Source organism: Luteimonas yindakuii, assembly GCF_004803715.2.
In the GTDB taxonomy this organism is placed as follows: Bacteria; Pseudomonadota; Gammaproteobacteria; order Xanthomonadales; family Xanthomonadaceae; genus Luteimonas; species Luteimonas yindakuii.
The window spans coordinates 1,765,645-1,782,698 of the sequence record NZ_CP039383.2 but is presented as its reverse complement, the minus strand read 5'-3'; the positions used below and the strand labels follow the sequence as shown (position 1 = coordinate 1,782,698).

Annotated in this window: 17 protein-coding genes; 10 read left to right on the top strand and 7 right to left on the bottom strand. The window is 69.4% G+C overall.

What is annotated here, in order from left to right; all coding sequences use genetic code 11:
• Positions 1-3: 3 nt before the first annotated feature.
• The 4 genes from ubiG to folE2 all read left to right on the top strand — a co-directional run bounded on the left by ubiG (position 4) and on the right by folE2 (position 3,131).
• Entirely contained in the window at positions 4-720 is a 717-nt protein-coding gene (ubiG, locus tag E5843_RS08155; RefSeq protein ID WP_141065887.1) for a bifunctional 2-polyprenyl-6-hydroxyphenol methylase/3-demethylubiquinol 3-O-methyltransferase UbiG, read from the top strand.
• Positions 717-1,406 (top strand): phosphoglycolate phosphatase, encoded by a 690-nt coding sequence (gene gph / locus E5843_RS08150; RefSeq protein ID WP_279631895.1) that lies wholly within the window; start codon positions 717-719, stop codon positions 1,404-1,406. Before ubiG ends, gph begins: the two co-directional genes overlap by 4 nt.
• A gap of 13 nt (positions 1,407-1,419) precedes the next feature.
• Complete coding sequence (locus tag E5843_RS08145) at positions 1,420-2,088, top strand: hypothetical protein (RefSeq protein ID WP_136412361.1); 669 nt, start codon at positions 1,420-1,422, stop codon at positions 2,086-2,088.
• A 122-nt stretch (positions 2,089-2,210) separates the two neighbouring features.
• Complete coding sequence (folE2, locus tag E5843_RS08140) at positions 2,211-3,131, top strand: GTP cyclohydrolase FolE2 (protein WP_134673523.1); 921 nt, start codon at positions 2,211-2,213, stop codon at positions 3,129-3,131.
• Positions 3,132-3,239: 108 nt separating this feature from the next.
• On the opposite strand, the gene E5843_RS08135 is transcribed toward folE2, so the two are convergent.
• Genes E5843_RS08135 through yidD form a run of 3 tightly spaced genes read right to left on the bottom strand, consistent with a single transcriptional unit; the run spans position 3,240 to position 5,670 of the window.
• Positions 3,240-4,082 (bottom strand): M23 family metallopeptidase, encoded by an 843-nt coding sequence (locus tag E5843_RS08135; protein WP_484496906.1) that lies wholly within the window; start codon positions 4,080-4,082, stop codon positions 3,240-3,242.
• Positions 4,079-5,428, bottom strand: a complete 1,350-nt coding sequence (locus E5843_RS08130) for a dihydroorotase (RefSeq protein WP_136412360.1) — start codon at positions 5,426-5,428, stop codon at positions 4,079-4,081. Before E5843_RS08130 ends, E5843_RS08135 begins: the two co-directional genes overlap by 4 nt.
• A complete protein-coding gene (gene yidD / locus E5843_RS08125; protein WP_134673520.1) occupies positions 5,425-5,670 on the bottom strand; it encodes a membrane protein insertion efficiency factor YidD in 246 nt (81 codons plus the stop codon). Before yidD ends, E5843_RS08130 begins: the two co-directional genes overlap by 4 nt.
• A 99-nt stretch (positions 5,671-5,769) precedes the next feature.
• Here yidD and dksA point away from each other — a divergent pair, with 99 nt between their 5' ends.
• Positions 5,770-6,816 carry an RNA polymerase-binding protein DksA gene (dksA, locus tag E5843_RS08120; protein WP_136412359.1) on the top strand — a complete coding sequence of 349 codons (1,047 nt, stop codon included), beginning with the start codon at positions 5,770-5,772 and terminating at the stop codon, positions 6,814-6,816.
• Positions 6,817-6,889: 73 nt separating this feature from the next.
• Here dksA and E5843_RS08115 read toward each other — a convergent pair whose 3' ends face one another.
• The 4 genes from E5843_RS08115 to cysS form a co-directional block, all read right to left on the bottom strand.
• Complete coding sequence (locus tag E5843_RS08115; RefSeq protein WP_208002205.1) at positions 6,890-7,828, bottom strand: glycosyltransferase family 32 protein; 939 nt, start codon at positions 7,826-7,828, stop codon at positions 6,890-6,892.
• A gap of 99 nt (positions 7,829-7,927) precedes the next feature.
• Complete coding sequence (locus E5843_RS08110) at positions 7,928-9,214, bottom strand: MFS transporter (protein ID WP_134673517.1); 1,287 nt, start codon at positions 9,212-9,214, stop codon at positions 7,928-7,930.
• Entirely contained in the window at positions 9,211-9,651 is a 441-nt protein-coding gene (locus tag E5843_RS08105; protein WP_166432723.1) for a SufE family protein, read from the bottom strand. Before E5843_RS08105 ends, E5843_RS08110 begins: the two co-directional genes overlap by 4 nt.
• Positions 9,652-9,759: 108 nt before the next feature.
• The gene (gene cysS, locus E5843_RS08100) at positions 9,760-11,130 is read right to left on the bottom strand and encodes a cysteine--tRNA ligase (protein ID WP_141065886.1); all 1,371 of its coding nucleotides are present in this window, start codon (positions 11,128-11,130) and stop codon (positions 9,760-9,762) included.
• A gap of 121 nt (positions 11,131-11,251) precedes the next feature.
• Here cysS and E5843_RS08095 point away from each other — a divergent pair, with 121 nt between their 5' ends.
• The 5 genes from E5843_RS08095 to E5843_RS08075 all read left to right on the top strand — a co-directional run bounded on the left by E5843_RS08095 (position 11,252) and on the right by E5843_RS08075 (position 17,042).
• Positions 11,252-11,764: a hypothetical protein gene (locus tag E5843_RS08095; protein ID WP_136412357.1), complete on the top strand. Its 513-nt coding sequence runs from the start codon at positions 11,252-11,254 to the stop codon at positions 11,762-11,764.
• A gap of 288 nt (positions 11,765-12,052) precedes the next feature.
• Positions 12,053-13,063 carry an N-acetylornithine carbamoyltransferase gene (locus E5843_RS08090; RefSeq protein WP_136412356.1) on the top strand — a complete coding sequence of 337 codons (1,011 nt, stop codon included), beginning with the start codon at positions 12,053-12,055 and terminating at the stop codon, positions 13,061-13,063.
• A gap of 64 nt (positions 13,064-13,127) precedes the next feature.
• Positions 13,128-14,375, top strand: coding sequence for an argininosuccinate synthase (locus E5843_RS08085; protein ID WP_136412355.1), 1,248 nt, complete (start codon positions 13,128-13,130; stop codon positions 14,373-14,375).
• Between the two features lie 66 nt (positions 14,376-14,441).
• On the top strand, positions 14,442-15,566 hold the full coding sequence (locus tag E5843_RS08080) for an acetylornithine deacetylase (protein ID WP_136412354.1): 1,125 nt from the start codon (positions 14,442-14,444) through the stop codon (positions 15,564-15,566).
• Between the two features lie 159 nt (positions 15,567-15,725).
• Positions 15,726-17,042, top strand: coding sequence for an acetylglutamate kinase (locus E5843_RS08075; RefSeq protein ID WP_141065885.1), 1,317 nt, complete (start codon positions 15,726-15,728; stop codon positions 17,040-17,042).
• Positions 17,043-17,054: the final 12 nt, after the last annotated feature.

The window sequence follows — 17,054 nt, the reverse complement described above, 5'->3', positions numbered from 1 at the left end:
GCAATGAACGCAACCGCAAGCAACTACCGCCAGTCCGAACTCGACAAGTTCGCCGCGCTCGCCAGCCGCTGGTGGGATCCGGACGGCCCGCAGAAGCCGTTGCATGCGCTCAACCCGGTGCGCCTCGGCTACGTCGCCGGGTGCGTGCCGCTTGCCGGCGCACGGGTGCTCGATGTCGGCTGCGGTGGCGGGCTGTTGAGCGAGGCGCTGGCCGGTGCCGGTGCCCGGGTGACCGCGATCGACCTCGCGCCGGAGCTGGTGCGGGTTGCGCAGCTGCATGCACGCGAGGCCGGCCTGGACATCGACTACCGGCAGCAGGCGGTCGAGGTGCTCGCCGAGGCCGAAGCCGGCAGCTTCGATGCGGTCACCTGCATGGAGATGCTCGAGCACGTGCCGAATCCCGGCGCGATCCTTGCAGCCTGCGCACGCTTGCTCAAGCCGGGTGGCCGGCTGTTCGTGTCCACCCTCAACCGCACGCCGGCCGCGTTCGCGCTGGCCATCGTCGGCGCCGAATACGTGGCGCGCCTGCTGCCGCGTGGCACCCACCGCTACGAGGATTTCATCCGTCCATCGGAACTCGCCGCCTGGCTGCGCGACTGCGGACTGGAGCTGGAGGACGTCAGCGGCATGATGTACGAGCCGTGGCGCAACCGCGCGCGGCTGGTGGCGCGCACGGAGGTCAACTACCTGGCCTGCGCGCGCAAGGCGGCCGCCTCGTGAGCGGGCAGGGTCGCTTTCCGCGCACGGTGCTGTTCGATCTCGACGGCACGCTGCTCTACAGCGCGCCCGACATGCTCGCCACGGTCAACCGCATGCGTGCGCAGCGTGACCGGCCACCGGTGGCGATGGAAGAACTGCGCCCGCACGTGTCCAAGGGTGCACGGGCGATGTCCGCGGCAGCGTTTCCCGATGCCGACCTCGCCGAGCGCCAGGACATGGTCCCGGAGTTCCTGTCGATCTACCGCGAGGAGCTCGGCCGCCACGGCGGGCCGTTCGACGACATCGCCGCGCTGCTCGAGGCGCTCGAGGCCGATGGCGTTATCTGGGGCGTGGTCACCAACAAACCCGAATACCTCGCCAGCGAAGTCCTGCGCGCGCTGGATTGGCAGTTCCGCTGCAAGGTGCTGATCGGCGGCGATTCGCTGGCAGAACGCAAGCCGCATCCGCTGCCGTTGCTGCATGCCGCGCAGACCCTGGGCGTGGAGCCGGCAGATTGCGTGTACGTGGGTGACGACGAGCGCGACATCGAGGCCGCGCGCGCGGCGGGCATGCCGTCGGTGGTGGCGCTGTGGGGCTACCGACTCGGCGACGACCTGCCGCAGGACTGGGGTGGCGACGTGATGGTCGAGCAGCCCGGGGATCTGCTGGATCCGGCGCGCTGGCCGCGTTGTGCCGTGCATGGCTGACGCCGAAGCAGCCATGAGCGACACCGACAACCGCGAGCCGCCGGAAACCTTTATCGCCAAGTTCCATGAGCGCTGGCCGGAGTGGGGCGTCGCCATCGCCTTCATCGCACCCTCCGAGCGGGCCGCGCTCGAAGCCTGGCTGGCCCTGCTGCAGGAATTCGCCGACGCCGCCTGGGGCGGCAGCCAGGCGGCGCCGGGGCTGGCCAAGCTGGCGTGGTGGCAGGACGAACTGCTGGGCTGGTCCCGCGGCGCGCGCCGGCATCCGCTTGCGCAGCGGCTGCGCTCACAGACGATCGACTGGCCAGCGCTGGGCCACGCGCTGAACGTGCTGCCCGCCACCCGCGAGGGTGCGGCTGACGGCGTCGCCAAGGCGCTGCAACCGCTCGCCGGAGCGCTGGCGCAGGCGGAAGCCCGGCTTGCCGGGCAGCCGGTCGGCCAGGACGACGCCGCGCTGCTGGGTGCGGTGCTGCTGGGCGAGCGGGCGTTGCGCCATGGCGATGCCGATGAAGCGCAGCGCGTACTCGCAACCTGGCCACGCCATCGCGGCGCCGGCAGCCGCGGGCGACGCATCCAGGCCGAACTGCTGCGGCGCCGTCTGCTGGCGCTGGCCGACCGCAAGGCGCCGCAGTCGCTGGCGGCATGGCGGGTGCTGCCACTGGCGTGGCGCGCGGTTCGCGGCTGATCGGCGCCGCAGGCGGCTCCTATCGCGGCGATTGGCCGCGGAACTCGCCACAACGCATCGTTGCGCGGGCAGCCAGACCCGCGCCGTTACACTAGGCGACCCCTCTGCCGCCCCGGTGATTCGTGACCCAGCGCCTTGCCCCCGTCCTGCCCGATGTCGCCGATGACGCCGCCTTTGCCGCGCGCGCGCTCGACTGGGTCGGCATGGATCGCATCGCTCTGCCGCTGCAGTTGCCGGCCGCGCATGGCGAGGCGGCATTGCAGGTGCCGGCGGAAGTCGACGTTGCGGTCGACCTGCGGCGGCCCGACACGCGCGGCATCCATATGTCGCGGCTGTACCTGCGCCTGCAGGACGCCTTCGCCGCGGAGCCGCTGACCCTGTCCAGCCTGCGCCGCATTCTCGACGACCTGGTCGAATCGCAGCGCGGCCTGTCGGGTTCGGCGCGTCTGGTGATCCGCTACGAGCACCTGCTGCGGCGTCGCGCGCTTGCCAGCGACAACGCCGGCTGGAAACGCTACCCGGTGCAGCTGGAAGCGACAGTCGCCGACGGCCGCTTCCGCGCGGTGCTGGGATTCTCGGTCGAGTACTCGAGCACCTGTCCGGCGTCGGCGGCGTTGTCGCGCCAGCTCAATGCTGCGCGCTTCACCACGGATTTCGCCGCCGCGCGTCCGCTATCGACCCAGGTGGTCGGCGAGTGGCTGGCCTCCGAACGCGGGCTTGCGGCCACGCCGCATGCGCAGCGCAGCCGTGCCGACGTGCGGGTCGAACTGCAGCCGTCGTTCGATGCCGGCCTGCCGGTGGAGGCCCTGGTGGATGCCCTCGAAGCCGCGCTCGGCACGCCGGTGCAGACCGCGGTCAAGCGTGAGGACGAGCAGGCCTTCGCCCGCCTCAACGCCGAAAACCTGATGTTCTGCGAGGACGCCGCGCGTCGCGTCGCCGCCGCCTTGGCAGCCGACGACCGCGTGGCGCGTTTCGAAGCGACGGTGTCGCACTTCGAAAGCCTGCACGCGCATGACGCGGTGGCGCGGGTGAGCGGTCCCTAGATTGTTCGCCGCGGATTTCGCGGATCCTTCCATCTGCCTCGCCGCCGGCTGGATGACCGCGTCGCCGCGCGCCGCGTCGGCGAACTGTGGTGTATGTCGGCCCCGGAATCAGGGCGCCCGTTCCAGCACCAGCTGCGGGTCGATGCGCACGTCGAACCAGCTCATCCCCCAGTGCAGGTGCGGCCCCGTCGCGCGACCCGTTGCCCCGACCGCGCCCAGCACCTGCCCCTGCTCCACACGGTCTCCCACCGCGACGTCGATGCGCGACATGTGGAGGAAGTTCGAGCTGATGCCGTGGCCGTGGTCGAGCAGGACCGTGCCGCCGGTGAGATAGAGGTCCGGCGCGGCAAAGGTGACGACGCCGGCGGCCGGTGCCCTGATCGGCGTCCCGGTGGGCGCGGCGATATCCATGCCCGAATGCGGCGAGCCGGGCCTGCCGTTGTAGACGCGGGCGCGGCCGAAGCGGCCACTGACGCGCCCGTCGACCGGGCGAAGGAAGGGCTGCGCGAAATCCGCGCGTGCATCGTCACGCACCCGCGCCGCCGACACCTGCGCCTGTTCGCGGCGGATGCGTTCGGCGATCGCCGGCGGCGGATCGACCGTCGCGGGCGGGACGCCGTCCACGCGCTGCAGCGGCCAGTCGCGCGCGTTGACCTGGATCGCGGCCGTGTGCCGGCTGCCATCCGGGCGGGTCACCGCGACCTGCACCGGGCCGGTTTCATCTCGGCCCACGCCCAGCACCACGCTGCCGTAGCCGGTCACGCGCAGGGTGCGGCCCGCATGGGTGACCTGGCTGCCCGGTGGCACCTTGCCGATCACCATCGCGCCCTGCTGCACGCTGTCGGGGAACACCACGCGCTCATCGGCGGCTGCGGCAATCGGGGCGATCGCCAATGCGGTGGCCAGCGTGCAGGCCAGGCGCAATGCAAGCCCGCCAACAGCCGCCATCAACGCGCGAACTCCAGGCGCTGCCCTGCAGGCGCGCCAGCCAGCTGCGCACCATCCCAGGCGAGCGTGCCATTGACCCATGTCGAGACGACGCGGCTGCGGAACGTGGTCCCTTCGAACGGCGACCAGCCGCACTTCGACAGCACCTGCTCGCGCCGCACCTGGAACGGGGTGTCCTCCACCATCACCAGGTCCGCCCAGTAGCCTTCGCGCAGGAAACCGCGCTCGCGCACGTCGAACAGTTGCGCCGGCGCATGCGCGAACTTGCGCACGACGGTGGCTATGTCGAAGTGGCCCTCGTGCACGCGCTCGAGCGCCGCCGACAGCGCGAACTGCACCAGCGGCAATCCCGACGGCGCGCGCAGGTAGGTCTGCTGCTTCTCGTCCCAGGTATGCGGGGCGTGGTCGGTGGCCAGCACGTCGATCAGGTCGTCGGCGATCGCCCGGCGCAGCGCATCACGGTCGGCGACGTCCTTGATCGCCGGGTTGCACTTGATCTGGTGGCCCAGGCGCGCGTAGTCGGGCCGCGCGAAGTGCAGGAAGTGCACGCAGGTCTCGGCGGTGATGCGCTTGCGCACGCGGCCGTCGGCATCCACCAGCGGGCCGCGCTCGAACAGCGCCAGCTCGTCGGCGGTGGAAATGTGCAGCACGTGCAGGCGGGTGTCGTGGCGGCGCGCCAGCTCCAGCGCCAGCCGGGTCGACTTGATGCAGGCCTCGCGCGAGCGGATGTCGGGATGGCACTCGGCCGGGATGTCGTCGCCGTACTTCGCGCGGAACTGCGCGAGCAGGGCATCGATCGTCGGCGTGTCCTCGCAGTGGGTGATGATCGGCACCGGGGTCTCGCGGAAGATGCCGTCCAGCGTCTCCGGGTTGTCGACCAGCATGTTGCCGGTCGATGCCCCCATGAACACCTTGATCCCGGGCGCCGTGACCGGATCGAGCCGGCGCACCGCGTCGAGGTTGTCGTTGCTGGCGCCCAGGTAGAAACCGAAATTGGCATGCGCACGGCCGGCGGCGCGGGCGTACTTGTCCGCCAGCGCGCCCGCATCCAGCGTTGGCGGGCTGGTATTGGGCATGTCCATGAAACTGGTGAGGCCGCCTGCCACCGCCGCCGCCGATTCGCTGGCGATGTCGGCCTTGTATTCCAGGCCGGGCTCGCGGAAGTGCACCTGGTCATCGATCATGCCGGGCATCAGCCAGCGGCCGGCGGCATCGACGACATGCTCGCCGTTGCGGGCGGACAGGCCACTGGCGATGCGCGCGATGCGCCCATCGCTGATGCGCAGGTCGGCTTCGGTGATCGTGCCTTCGTTGACCAGGCGCGCGTTGACGATGAGGGTGTCGGTCATGGATGCGGATCCGTGGGCGGCATCGGCACGGGGTCGTGCCCGCCAGGGTGCAGGGGATGACAGCGCGACAGGCGACGCATGGCCAGCCAGCTGCCCTTGAGCGCGCCGAAGCGGGCGATGGCGGTCATCGCGTACTCGGAACAGCTGGGGACGAACCGGCAGCGTGGTCCGAGCAGGGGGCTCAGCAGCCGCTTGTACAGGCGCAGGAGAAGGATGAGGAGGCGGTCGATCACAAGATGCATGCGGCGTGATGGTGGGTGGCGTGCTCGGTTGCCGCTGCCGCCGGGGCAGGGTATAACACCCCGCTTTCCCAATCCAAGGGAACGAAAGGACGGATCGACGTGGCAGCGAAGAAAACCGCGAAAAAGTCCGCCAACGCGGCGGCGAAGAAGGCCGTGAAAGCACCGGCGAAGAAGGCCGCGGCAAAGAAGGTCGCCGCCACGAAGGCTCCGGTGAAGAAGGCTCCGGCGAAGGCCGTAAAGAAGGCGCCGGTTGCCAAGAAGGCCGTTGCCAGTAAAGCAGTAGCGGTCAAGAAGGCTGCGCCCGCGAAGAAGGCCGCGCCGGCAAAGAAGACCGCGCCGGCAAAGAAGACCGCGACGAAGACCGCCACCAGGGCTCCGGCGAAGAAGGTCGCCAAGGTGCCGGCCGGCAGGACCACGGTGAAGAAGGCGGCGACGCCTGCCGTGGCGAGCAAGTCGGCCGGTGCCAAGAAGCCGATCGCCAAGGCGGCCAACGTCGCCCGCAAACTGGCCCCCGCCGCGGCCGTCAAGGCCGAAGCACCGGATACGTCGAAGACAACGGCGTCGAAGGGCGCCAACCGGAACACCGTGCCGACCGGCGCTCCCCAGGCCGCCAGCGCGGCCGCGAACCCGCGCCGCACGGGCAAGGTCGCAGTGGCTGTCGCCGCTCGCCCGACCCCCCCGGCGCCCAAGACGAAGTACAAGGTAGTGGACTACAAAACCGATCCCGAGACCGGCCGTCCCATCGTGCCGAACGGTTATCGCCCCTCCCGCGAGGAGGAATACATGAACCCGCTCCACCTCGAGTATTTCCGCCAGCGCCTTATGCAGTGGCGTGCGGACCTCGTGGAGGAATCCAAGCAGACCATCGAAAACCTCAAGGAAGAAGTGCGCGACGTCGGCGACGAGGCCGAGCGTGCCACCCGCGAGACCGAGAATTCGCTCGAACTGCGTACCCGCGACCGCTACCGCAAGCTGATCGGCAAGATCGACAGCACGCTCAAGCGTGTCGACTCGGGCGAGTACGGCTACAGCGTCGACTCGGGCGAGGAGATCGGGCTGGACCGCCTCGAGGCACGCCTGACCGCCGAGCGCACCATTGACGAGCAGGAGCGCTGGGAGCATCTGCAGAAGCAGATGGGCGACTGACCCACGCGCCTCACGCGTGACCCGGACAGGCCCCGCAGTGCGGGGCCTGTCCGTTTCCGGCATCCGGCCGGGCTCAGTCGCTCGCGTGCAGGTAGCGCGTCGCGAGGCTGCCCGGCAGCGACAGGCCTGCATCGATGTAGGTATCGAGTCGGCGTCGGTCCGGCTTGCGCAACTTGATCAACGCGGGGACGGCGTCGCCGGCCTTGCGCAGCAGCAGGCGTGCGCGCAGTGCATTGCGGTTCCAGCGGCTGGCGTGGTGATAGAAGAACGGCCCGTCCTCGGCCGCACCCAGGGCCATCCGGTAGCCGCCACGCGTCTGCATCACCACCTGTGCCGCGAGATGCATGCTCAGGTAGTGCGGAATCTCGATGTTCTGCCGCACCCGCCCGTAGAGATCCAGTGCAACGAGCCGGTGGATGTAGTCCTCGTTGCTGCCGGCGAGCACGTGGTGGGTGAACTCGTCATGCAGATCGACGATGAAGCGGCTGCCGGGCGGGGCCGCCATGCACCAGTTCTCCACCACCGGGAAACGCGCGTCCGTGGTGTAGCGGCGCAGGAAGTAGCCGACGAGATCCGCGCCCGTCGCGTGCTGCTCCTCCAGCACCCAGTCCAGCGGCCGGGTGACGATGCTGCTGGCATCGATCCAGATCCCGCCGTGGCGACGCAGCAGGTCGAGGCGGATCCAGTCCGAGCGCCGGATCGGGTCGCGCTCGAGGCCGGGGGGCAGGGCGTCGATCCAGTCGCCTAGGTTGCCATCGTCGAGGAGCCGCAGTTCGAAGCGGCCGGCGTGTTCGAGCCAGCTTTCAAGGCAGGCGCGCACGAGCGACGGCGGATGGGCGTCGTCCCAGTACGTCCATACGATGCGCGGGACCGCAGCGGTCGGCGGCGCTGGCACATCGCCGGTGACGGCGGGAATGTCGTGGCAGGTGAAGTGCTGCGGCGGGCAGGCTTCCAGTGCGGCCGGCCGCCAGCGGTGCCACTGGCGCACCATGCGGGCGAGGCCCAGTTCCATGCGGGTTCGTGGCAGTGGGAAGGCGACTGTCGGCATCCGGGCGCGCACGCGATGGGAACGCGGATGATATGCAGCCGTGGTGGCGTGCCGTGTGTGCGCTCAGTGGCCGCGTTCAGCTTCCAGTGGTCCGGCCTGCAGGTCGCGCAGGTCCAGCCGGCGCAGCCGTGGCGCACGCCATGCGGCAGCCAGCGCCACCGAAATGGTCACGCAGCCTCCCAGCACCACCGCGGGCACCAGCCCCAGCAACCGGGCCATCGAACCGGCATAGAACGCGCCGAGCTCGTTCGACGAACCCACGAACAACCCGTTGATCGACGACACCCGGCCGCGCATTTCATCCGGGGTCGCGAGTTGCAGGATGGTCGAGCGCATCACCACCGACACGCCATCGCAGACGCCGGACAGCAGCAGGAAGAACGCCGACAGCCAGAACAGCCGCGACAGCCCGAAGCCGATGATGCACAGGCCGAAGCACGCCACCGCGACCAGCAGGATGCGCCCGGCATTGCGCTGGATGGGATTGCGCGCCAGCCAGATGCCGACCGCCACCGCGCCCAGGGCCGGTGCCCCGCGCAGGATGCCCAGGCCCTCGGGGCCGTGGGCGAGGATGTCGTGGATGAACGCGGGCGCCAGCGAGATCGCGCCGCCGAACAGCACCGCGAACATGTCCAGCGCCAGCGCGCCCAGCAGGATCTGGTGGCCGAACACGAAGCGCGCGCCCTCGGCGATGCTGGAGAAGATCGGCGCGCGTTGCAGCACCGGTGCAGGCTCGGAAACGCGCATCCCCGCAAGCGCGACGACCACGCCGAGCGCCAGCACCGCGGCCGTGATGTAGGACGACGCCATCCCCGACCAGCCGACGAGCACGCCGCCGATCGCCGGGCCCAGCACCAGGGCCGACTGGAACACGATGCTGCCCAGGCTCGCACCGCGTACGAACTGCGCGCGCGGCAGCACGCGTGCGAACAAGGCGTTGTAGACCGGCCCCAGGAAGGCCCGCACCATGCCGGTGAGCACGACCGCGGCGTAGATCGCCCACACGCCGGCATCGATCACCCGGGTCGTGAGCAGTGCCAGCAGTACCGGGGTCAGCGCCAGCCCCACGCCGGCGGCCATGCCCAGCCGGCGCCGCGGCAGGTGGTCCACCAGGTAGCCCGCGAACGGCGCCACGCAGAAGTAGGGCAGCAGTTCGGCCAGGCCGATCAGCCCCAGCATCCACGGGTTGCGGGTGAGTTCGTAGACCTGCCAGCCGACGGTGACCGCGACGATCTGGTAGGACAGGATCGAGCAGAGGCGGAACGCCAGCAGCCGACGGAAACCGGGGTTGCGCAACGGCGCGGTGCGACTGCTGTCGTCGGCGCCAGCAGCCGGCGCGGCGGCGCTCACGCCAGTGCGCGGTGTGCGGCGTTGCGGATCTCGGCCAGCAGTGCGGCCAGCCCGTTGCTGCGCGTGGGCGAGAGATGCTTCGCCAGCCCGATCGAGGCGATGTAGTCCGGTTCGGTGGCGGCGATCTCCTGCGCGCTGCGGCCGGCATATACCCGCAGGGCGAGGAAGATCAGCCCGGAGACGATCGCCGAATCGCTGGTCGCGGCGAAATCCAGCCGCGACGCATCACCCGAGGGCACGATCCAGACCATCGACTGGCAGCCGTGCAGGCGGTGGTCCTCGGTCTTCAACGCATCGGGGAACGGCGGCAGCTTGCGACCCAGGTCGATCAGGTACTGGTAGCGTTCCGACCAGTCGCCGAAGAACGCGAACTCCTCGCGGATCGCCGCCTGCGCGTCGAGGGCGGTGGCTTCAAGGGGGAAGGCGGTGTCGGTCACGGTGTACTCGTCATTCCAGTGATGCCAGCGCGTGGCGGCGATCGCACGGGTGGCGGGTCGATCCGGCCCGGTCCCGGCGCACGTCGCGACGCTCCGCAAGCGCATCGGCTAGACGCGCTTGCGCACCCAGCGTACGCCCTGTGGCGTGTCCTCCAGCTGCACGCCCTCGGCGGCGAGCTGGTCGCGGAGGGCATCGGCGCGGGCGAAGTCGCGTGCCTGCTTGGCGGCCGTGCGCTCGTCCACCAGCGACTGGATGCGCGCGTCGTCGTCGCCGCCGGCGCCGCGGCCGAACCAGTCGGCCGGGTCCTGCTGCAGCAGGCCGAGCGCGAGCCCGGCGCCGAGCAGTTGCGCCTTCGCGTCAACGCGCGCCTCGCCGTCGGCCTTGCGCGCCTCGGCACCCAGACGGGCCAGTTCCGCCAGTGCCTGGGGTGTGTTGAGGTCGTCGTCGAGCGCAGCTTCGATGGCGTCGGGAATCCGCGCGGTCGCGTCGACGTCGGCGAGATCGCGCAGCGTGGCGTAGAGGCGCTCCAGCGTGCGCGCCGACTGCTCGACCAGCGCATCCGACCAGTCCAGCGGCTGCCGGTAGTGCGCCGACAGCAGCGCGTAGCGCAGCGCTTCGGCGGGATGCTGCTGCAGCAGGTCGCGGACCTTTTCGATATTGCCGACCGACTTCGACATCTTCGCGCCGGACAGCGTCAGCATGCCGTTGTGCAGCCAGAACCGGGCGAATGGGGCGCCCCCGTGGGCGCATTCGCTCTGCGCGATCTCGTTCTCGTGGTGCGGGAACTGCAAGTCGACGCCGCCGGCGTGGATGTCGATCGTCGTCCCGAGGTGGGCCGCGGCCATCGCCGAGCATTCGATATGCCAGCCCGGCCGGCCACGGCCCCAGGGCGACTCCCAACCCGGCAGGTCGTCGGTGGACGGCTTCCACAGCACGAAGTCGCCGGGGTCGCGCTTGTAGGGCGCGACCTCGACGCGGGCGCCGGCGCGCATGTCCTCGATGTCGCGGCGCGAGAGCTTTCCGTAGCCGTCGAAGCTCTGCACGGCGAACAGCACATGGCCCTCGGCCGCGTAGGCGTGCCCGTTGTCGATCAGCTGCCCGATCATGGCCACGATCTGCGGGATATGCGCGGTGGCTTCGGGCTCGACGTCGGGCGGGGCGACGCCGAGCGCCGCCATGTCCTCGCGGTAGGCGGCGGCAAAGCGGTCGGTGATCGCCGAAATCGGCACGCCCTGTTCGCGCGCGGCGGCGTTGATCTTGTCGTCGACGTCGGTGATGTTGCGCGCATAGCGCAGCCCGCCATGACGACGCCGCAGCAGCGCGGCCAGCACCCCGAACACCACCGGCCCGCGCGCGTTGCCGATATGCACGTAGTTGTAGACCGTGGGCCCGCACACATACATCGTGGGGCAGGCGGGATCCTGCGGCTGGAAGGCTTCGACGCGTCGGGTCAGGCTGTTGTGCAGGCGCAGGGTCATGGCATTGCAGGGCGGTAAACCGGCCATTCTACCGGCCCGGTCCGGCCCACGACAGCGAGGATTCAGGCCGCACACAGCGCCACGTCCTAAACTCCCTGAATTCGCGACTTTCCTGGTTTCCATGCCGCAGCCGCTCCCGCAAGCAACGTACCTGTGCGCCATCCTGGTGATGGTGGTGACGTCGTTGCCGGTTTCGGCGCAGAGCGTCCATGGCAACCAGCGCGCCCAGCGCGACGCGCAGATGGCCGCGCCGCCGCAGGAGAACGTGCGGATGGAGTACGCCCGCGTGCTGAGCGCCGAGCCGGTGTACCAGGTCCTTCGCGCCACCAGCATGGTGGAACGCTGCGACGCGTCCACGCCGGTGACCGGCGAGGGCGAGCGCCGCGGCATTTCCCGGGTGGTCGGTGCCGTCCGCGACGTGCTTGCCCCGGCCGAGGACGACGCGGAGCGCGCACGCGTGGCGGACAGCTGCCGCATGGTGCCGGTCGAGCGCGAGTTCCGCCGGCCGATCGGCTACGAAGTGGATTACGTCCACAAGGGCGTCAAATACCGCTCCCGGCTGCCGTACGACCCGGGCAACCGGGTGCGCGTACGGGTGTCGGTGACGCCCGTGGTCGGTACCGCGGCCGAATAGCGCCACTTGCTGCGCACGCCCCCGCGTGCGAGGATGCCGCCCCTCATGAACCCGCTTCGCGCCGACGCCGAGATCCTGACTTCCGCTTACATGGCGGCTGGCATGACCTCGCGCGCGCGTCGACCGGAAGCCCACCACTCCGCTGGGTAGCCGGTACTCGTTGCATTCGAGTTTCACCAGGACAGACCCAGCCCCAGCGCTGGGTTTTTTCGTTTTCGCACCACGCGCATGACGCGCAGGCGCCCGCAGCCGCTGCGGAGCGCACCACCTCCACCCGGACCACCACCGATGTCGATCAAGCACTTCCTCAACACCCAGGACTGGAGCCGCACGGAGCTGGACGCGCTGCTGGCCGACGCCGCGCGTTTCAAGCGCGAAAAGCTCGGTGACGCACTGAAGGGCCGCTCGATCGCGCTGGTGTTCTTCAACCCGTCGATGCGCACCCGTACCAGCTTCGAGCTCGGCGCGTTCCAGCTGGGCGGGCACGCCATCGTGCTGCAGCCCGGCAAGGATGCCTGGCCGATCGAATTCGACCTCGGCACGGTGATGGATGGCGATACCGAGGAGCACATCGCCGAGGTGGCGCGGGTGCTGGGGCGCTATGTCGACATGATCGGCGTGCGCGCGTTCCCGAAGTTCGTCGACTGGACCTACGACCGCCAGGACATCGTGCTGAAGTCGTTCGCCAAGTACTCGCCGGTGCCGGTGATCAACATGGAGACGATCACCCATCCCTGCCAGGAACTCGCGCATGCGCTGGCGTTGCAGGAGCACTTCGGCACCAGCGACCTGCGCGGGAAGAAGTACGTGCTGACCTGGACCTACCACCCGAAGCCGCTCAATACCGCCGTCGCCAACTCGGCGCTGACCATCACCACCCGGCTCGGCATGGACGTGACCCTGCTGTGCCCGACGCCCGAGTACATCCTCGACGAGCGCTACATGGACTGGGCGGAGGCCAACGTGGCCGAAAGCGGCGGCTCGCTTGCGGTCAGCCACGACATCGATGCCGCGTACGCAGGTGCGGACGTGGTCTATGCCAAGAGCTGGGGCGCGCTGCCGTACTTCGGCAACTGGGGCCCGGAACAGCCCATCCGCGAGCGGTTCAAGCACTTCATGGTCGACGAGCGCAAGATGGCGCTGACCAACAATGGCGTGTTCTCGCACTGCCTGCCGTTGCGCCGCAACGTCAAGGCCACCGATGCGGTGATGGACTCGCCCAACTGCATCGCCATCGATGAAGCCGAGAACCGCCTGCACGTGCAGAAGGCGGTGATGGCGGCGCTGGTCCGCCAGTAACCGCCCGCGCACAAGCGCCTCGTCCGATCGCATTCCTCCCCGTTTCGTCTTCCAGAGACTTCCCATGTCGCAGCAGCCCGCGTCTTCTTCCGACGGTTCCTCCATCAACACCGCGCCCGCGCAAAGCCGCGACATCGTGCTCGCCTTCTCGGGTGGTCTCGACACCAGCTTCTGCGTGCCCTACCTGCAGGAGCGCGGCTGGTCGGTGCATACGGTGTTCGCTGATACCGGCGGCGTGGATGCCGACGAACGCGCCTTCATCGAGAAGCGCGCGGAGGAACTGGGCGTTGCCAGCCACGTCACCGTCGATGGCGGTCCGGCGATCTGGAACGGCTTCGTCAAGCCGTTCGTGTGGGCGGGCGAGGGCTACCAGGGCCAGTACCCGCTGCTGGTGTCGGACCGTTACCTGATCGTCGATGCGGCGCTGAAGCGCGCGGCGGAACTCGGCACCAATGCCATCGCGCACGGCTGCACCGGCATGGGCAACGACCAGGTGCGCTTCGATCTCGCGATCAAGGCACAGGGCGACTACCGCATCGTGGCGCCGATCCGCGAGATCCAGAAGGAACACACGCAGACCCGCGCCTACGAGCAGAAGTATCTGGAGGAGCGCGGCTTCGGCGTGCGCGCCAAGCAGATGGCCTACACCATCAACGAGAACCTGCTCGGCGTGACCATGTCCGGCGGCGAGATCGACCGCTGGGAAGCGCCGGGCGAGGGTGCACGCGGCTGGTGCGCGCCGCGCAGTGCCTGGCCGGTGGAGCCGCTGACGGTGAAGCTGCGCTTCGTTGCCGGCGAGGCGGTGGAACTGGACGGCAAGCCGCTGCCGGGCGAGCAGATCCTGGCCAAGCTCAACACCCTGTTCGCGTCCTACGGCGTCGGTCGGGGCGTCTATACCGGCGACACCGTGATTGGCCTGAAGGGCCGCATCGTGTACGAGGCGCCGGGCCTGGTCGCGCTGCTGACCGCGCATCGCGCGCTGGAGGAAGCGGTGCTGTCCAAGCAGCAGAACCGCTTCAAGCCCGAGGTCGCGCGCAAGTGGGTGGAGCTGGTCTACGAAGGCTTCTTCCACGACCCGCTCAAGACCGACCTCGAGGCCTTCCTGGCCTCGGTACAGGCCAACGTCACCGGTGAAGTGACCCTGGAAACGCGTGGCGGCCGGGTCGACGCAGTGGCCATTGCGTCGGAGCACCTGCTGCACTCGCGCAACGCCACCTATGCGCAGTCCGCCGACTGGGGCGTCGAGGAGGCCGAGGGCTTCATCAAGCTGTTCGGCATGAGTTCGACGCTGTACGCGCAGGTCAACCGCTGAGCCGGCCACGCCATCGCCTCGCCGACAACCGCCACTGACGCCGCCACCGCCGCTGATCCGTTTCCGATGACCGAACTCCTCGACAGCACCCTGACCCACCTGGAACAGCTGGTGTCGTTCGACACCCGCAATCCGCCGCGTGCCATCGATACCGGCGGGATCTTCGGCTACATCCGTGCCCAGCTGCCGGATTTCCGGGTCGAAGTGACCGACCACGGCGATGGCGCGGTGTCGCTGTTCGCGGTGCGCGGGCAGCCGCAGGTGCTGTTCAACGTGCACCTGGACACGGTGCCCGACTCGCCGCACTGGACCGCGGACCCGCTGCGCCTGCGCGTGCGCGGCCGTCGCGCGATCGGGCTCGGAGCATGCGACATCAAGGGCGCGGCGGCCGGGTTGATCGCGGCCGCGCGGGCCACCCGTGGTGCAGCCGCCTTCCTGTTTACCAGCGACGAGGAAGCCAACGACCCGCGTGGCATCGCCGCATTCCTGGCCCGCGACCATGGCTTTGCCGAGGCTGTGATCGCGGAGCCGACGCGCTGCGAAGCGGTGCTGGCGCACCGTGGCATCAGTTCGGTGCGGCTGCAGTTCCGTGGTGCGGCGGGGCACGCGTCGGGCGCCAACGCGCTCGAGGCCAGTGCGCTGCACCAGGCGATGCGCTGGGGGGCGAGTGCGCTCGATTTCGTGGAATCGCAGGCACATCAGCGGTTCGGTGGGCTGACCGGCCTGCGCTTCAACGTCGGCCGCCTCGAAGGTGGCATCAAGGCCAATGTCATCGCTCCGCATGCCGAGGTGCGCTTCGGTTTCCGGCCACTGCCGTCGCAGGACATCGACGTGCTGCACAGCACGTTCGGCAGCTTCGTGACCACCGGGGCGCTCGACCGTTACGAGGAAACCTTCCGCGGCCCGCCACTGCCCGCAGGCAACGTGGCCGAGGCCGAGGAGCGCAGGCTGGAAGCGCGCGACCTTGCCGACGCGCTCGGCCTGCCGGTCGGCAACGCGGTGGATTTCTGGACCGAGGCCTCGCTGTTCTCGCAGGCCGGCATGACCGCGATCGTCTACGGACCAGGCGACATCGCCCAGGCCCACACCGCCGATGAGTGGGTGTCGCTGAGCGAACTCCAGACCTACGCGGAATCGATCGTGCGGATCCTGGGTGGCGCGGCCGGTTCTGTCGCGGATCCACGCCGATGAACGCCGGCGGCGGCCGACGGACCGCGGCCCGCCAGACACGCACGTAACACCCCTCCCGCGCGGGAGGAGTGGCCCCACCGCAACGCCGCACGTTCCCCGTTCGATCCGCGTCCGCACCGTAATCCGCAGCTGAAACCCGCACCCACCCGAACCGAGCCGATGCAAGCACATACCCAGACCCGCCAGACCATCGTCCGCCTGCTGTCGTCGATGGCGAGCGCGCGCGAGATCAGCCAGTACCTCAAGCGCTTCTCCCAGCTCGACGCCAAGCGCTTCGCGGTGGTGAAGGTGGGTGGCGCGGTGTTGCGCGACGACCTCGACGCGCTGACCTCGTCGCTGACCTTCCTGCAGCAGGTGGGCCTGAGCCCGATCGTCGTGCACGGCGCCGGCCCGCAGCTGGATGCGGAGCTGTCGGCCGCCGGCATCGAGAAGCACACCGTCAACGGCCTGCGCGTGACCACGCCGGAGTCGCTGGCGATCGTGCGTCGCGTGTTCCAGGCGTCCAACCTCGCGCTGGTGGAGGCGCTGCAGCAGTCGGGTGCGCGGGCGACCTCGATCACCGGCGGCGTGTTCGAGGCGGACTACCTCGACCGCGACACCTACGGGCTGGTGGGCGAGATCCGCAGGGTCAACCTGGCGCCGATCGAGGCCAGCCTGCAGGCCGGGTCGATCCCGGTCATCGCAAGCCTCGGTGAGACCAGTGGCGGGCAGATCCTCAACGTCAACGCCGATTTCTCCGCCAACGAGCTGGTGCGGGTGCTGCAGCCGTACAAGATCATCTTCCTCACCGGCACCGGCGGGTTGCTCGACGAGCAGGGCAGCGTGATCGACTCGATCAACCTGTCGACCGAGTACGAACACCTGATGGCGCAGGACTGGATCAGCGGCGGGATGCGGCTGAAGCTGGAGCAGATCAAGGGGCTGCTCGACGACCTGCCGCTGACCTCGTCGGTCTCCATCACCCGCCCGGATGATCTCGCCAAGGAGCTGTTCACCCACAAGGGCTCGGGCACGCTGGTGCGCCGCGGCGAGCGCGTGCTGCGTGCGACCGACTGGAGCGCCTTCGACCTCGACCGGCTGCGCACGCTGATCGAGTCGAGCTTCGGCCGCACGCTGGCGCCTGACTATTTCGAGCGCACCCGTCTGCTGCGCGCCTATGTCAGCGAGAACTACCGTGCCGCGGTCATCCTCACCGCTGAGGGCGACTACGTCTATCTCGACAAGTTCGCGGTGCTCGACGAGGCCCAGGGCGAGGGGCTGGGGCGCGCGGTGTGGCAGGTGATGCACGAGGAAACGCCGCAGCTGTTCTGGCGTTCGCGCCACGACAACCAGATCAATATCTTCTATTACGCGCAGTCCGACGGCTGCTACAAGCAGGATGCCTGGAAGGTGTTCTGGTACGGCACCGGCGATCTCGATGACATCCGCTATTTCGTCGACCATTGCGCGCAGCGCACGCCGACCCTCGTCGGCTGAGCGAAGGGAGTA

Bases quoted from the DNA above. Each gene is read 5' to 3' on its own strand.
- ubiG (WP_141065887.1), top strand. From the start codon at position 4: ATGAACGCAACCGCAAGCAACTACCGCCAGTCCGAACTCGACAAGTTC.
- E5843_RS08145 (WP_136412361.1), top strand. From the start codon at position 1,420: ATGAGCGACACCGACAACCGCGAGCCGCCGGAAACCTTTATCGCCAAG.
- E5843_RS08130 (WP_136412360.1), bottom strand. From the start codon at position 5,428: ATGACCGACACCCTCATCGTCAACGCGCGCCTGGTCAACGAAGGCACG.
- yidD (WP_134673520.1), bottom strand. From the start codon at position 5,670: ATGCATCTTGTGATCGACCGCCTCCTCATCCTTCTCCTGCGCCTGTAC.
- E5843_RS08115 (WP_208002205.1), bottom strand. From the start codon at position 7,828: ATGGAACTGGGCCTCGCCCGCATGGTGCGCCAGTGGCACCGCTGGCGG.
- cysS (WP_141065886.1), bottom strand. From the start codon at position 11,130: ATGACCCTGCGCCTGCACAACAGCCTGACCCGACGCGTCGAAGCCTTC.
- E5843_RS08095 (WP_136412357.1), top strand. From the start codon at position 11,252: ATGCCGCAGCCGCTCCCGCAAGCAACGTACCTGTGCGCCATCCTGGTG.
- E5843_RS08090 (WP_136412356.1), top strand. From the start codon at position 12,053: ATGTCGATCAAGCACTTCCTCAACACCCAGGACTGGAGCCGCACGGAG.
- E5843_RS08085 (WP_136412355.1), top strand. From the start codon at position 13,128: ATGTCGCAGCAGCCCGCGTCTTCTTCCGACGGTTCCTCCATCAACACC.
- E5843_RS08080 (WP_136412354.1), top strand. From the start codon at position 14,442: ATGACCGAACTCCTCGACAGCACCCTGACCCACCTGGAACAGCTGGTG.
- E5843_RS08075 (WP_141065885.1), top strand. From the start codon at position 15,726: ATGCAAGCACATACCCAGACCCGCCAGACCATCGTCCGCCTGCTGTCG.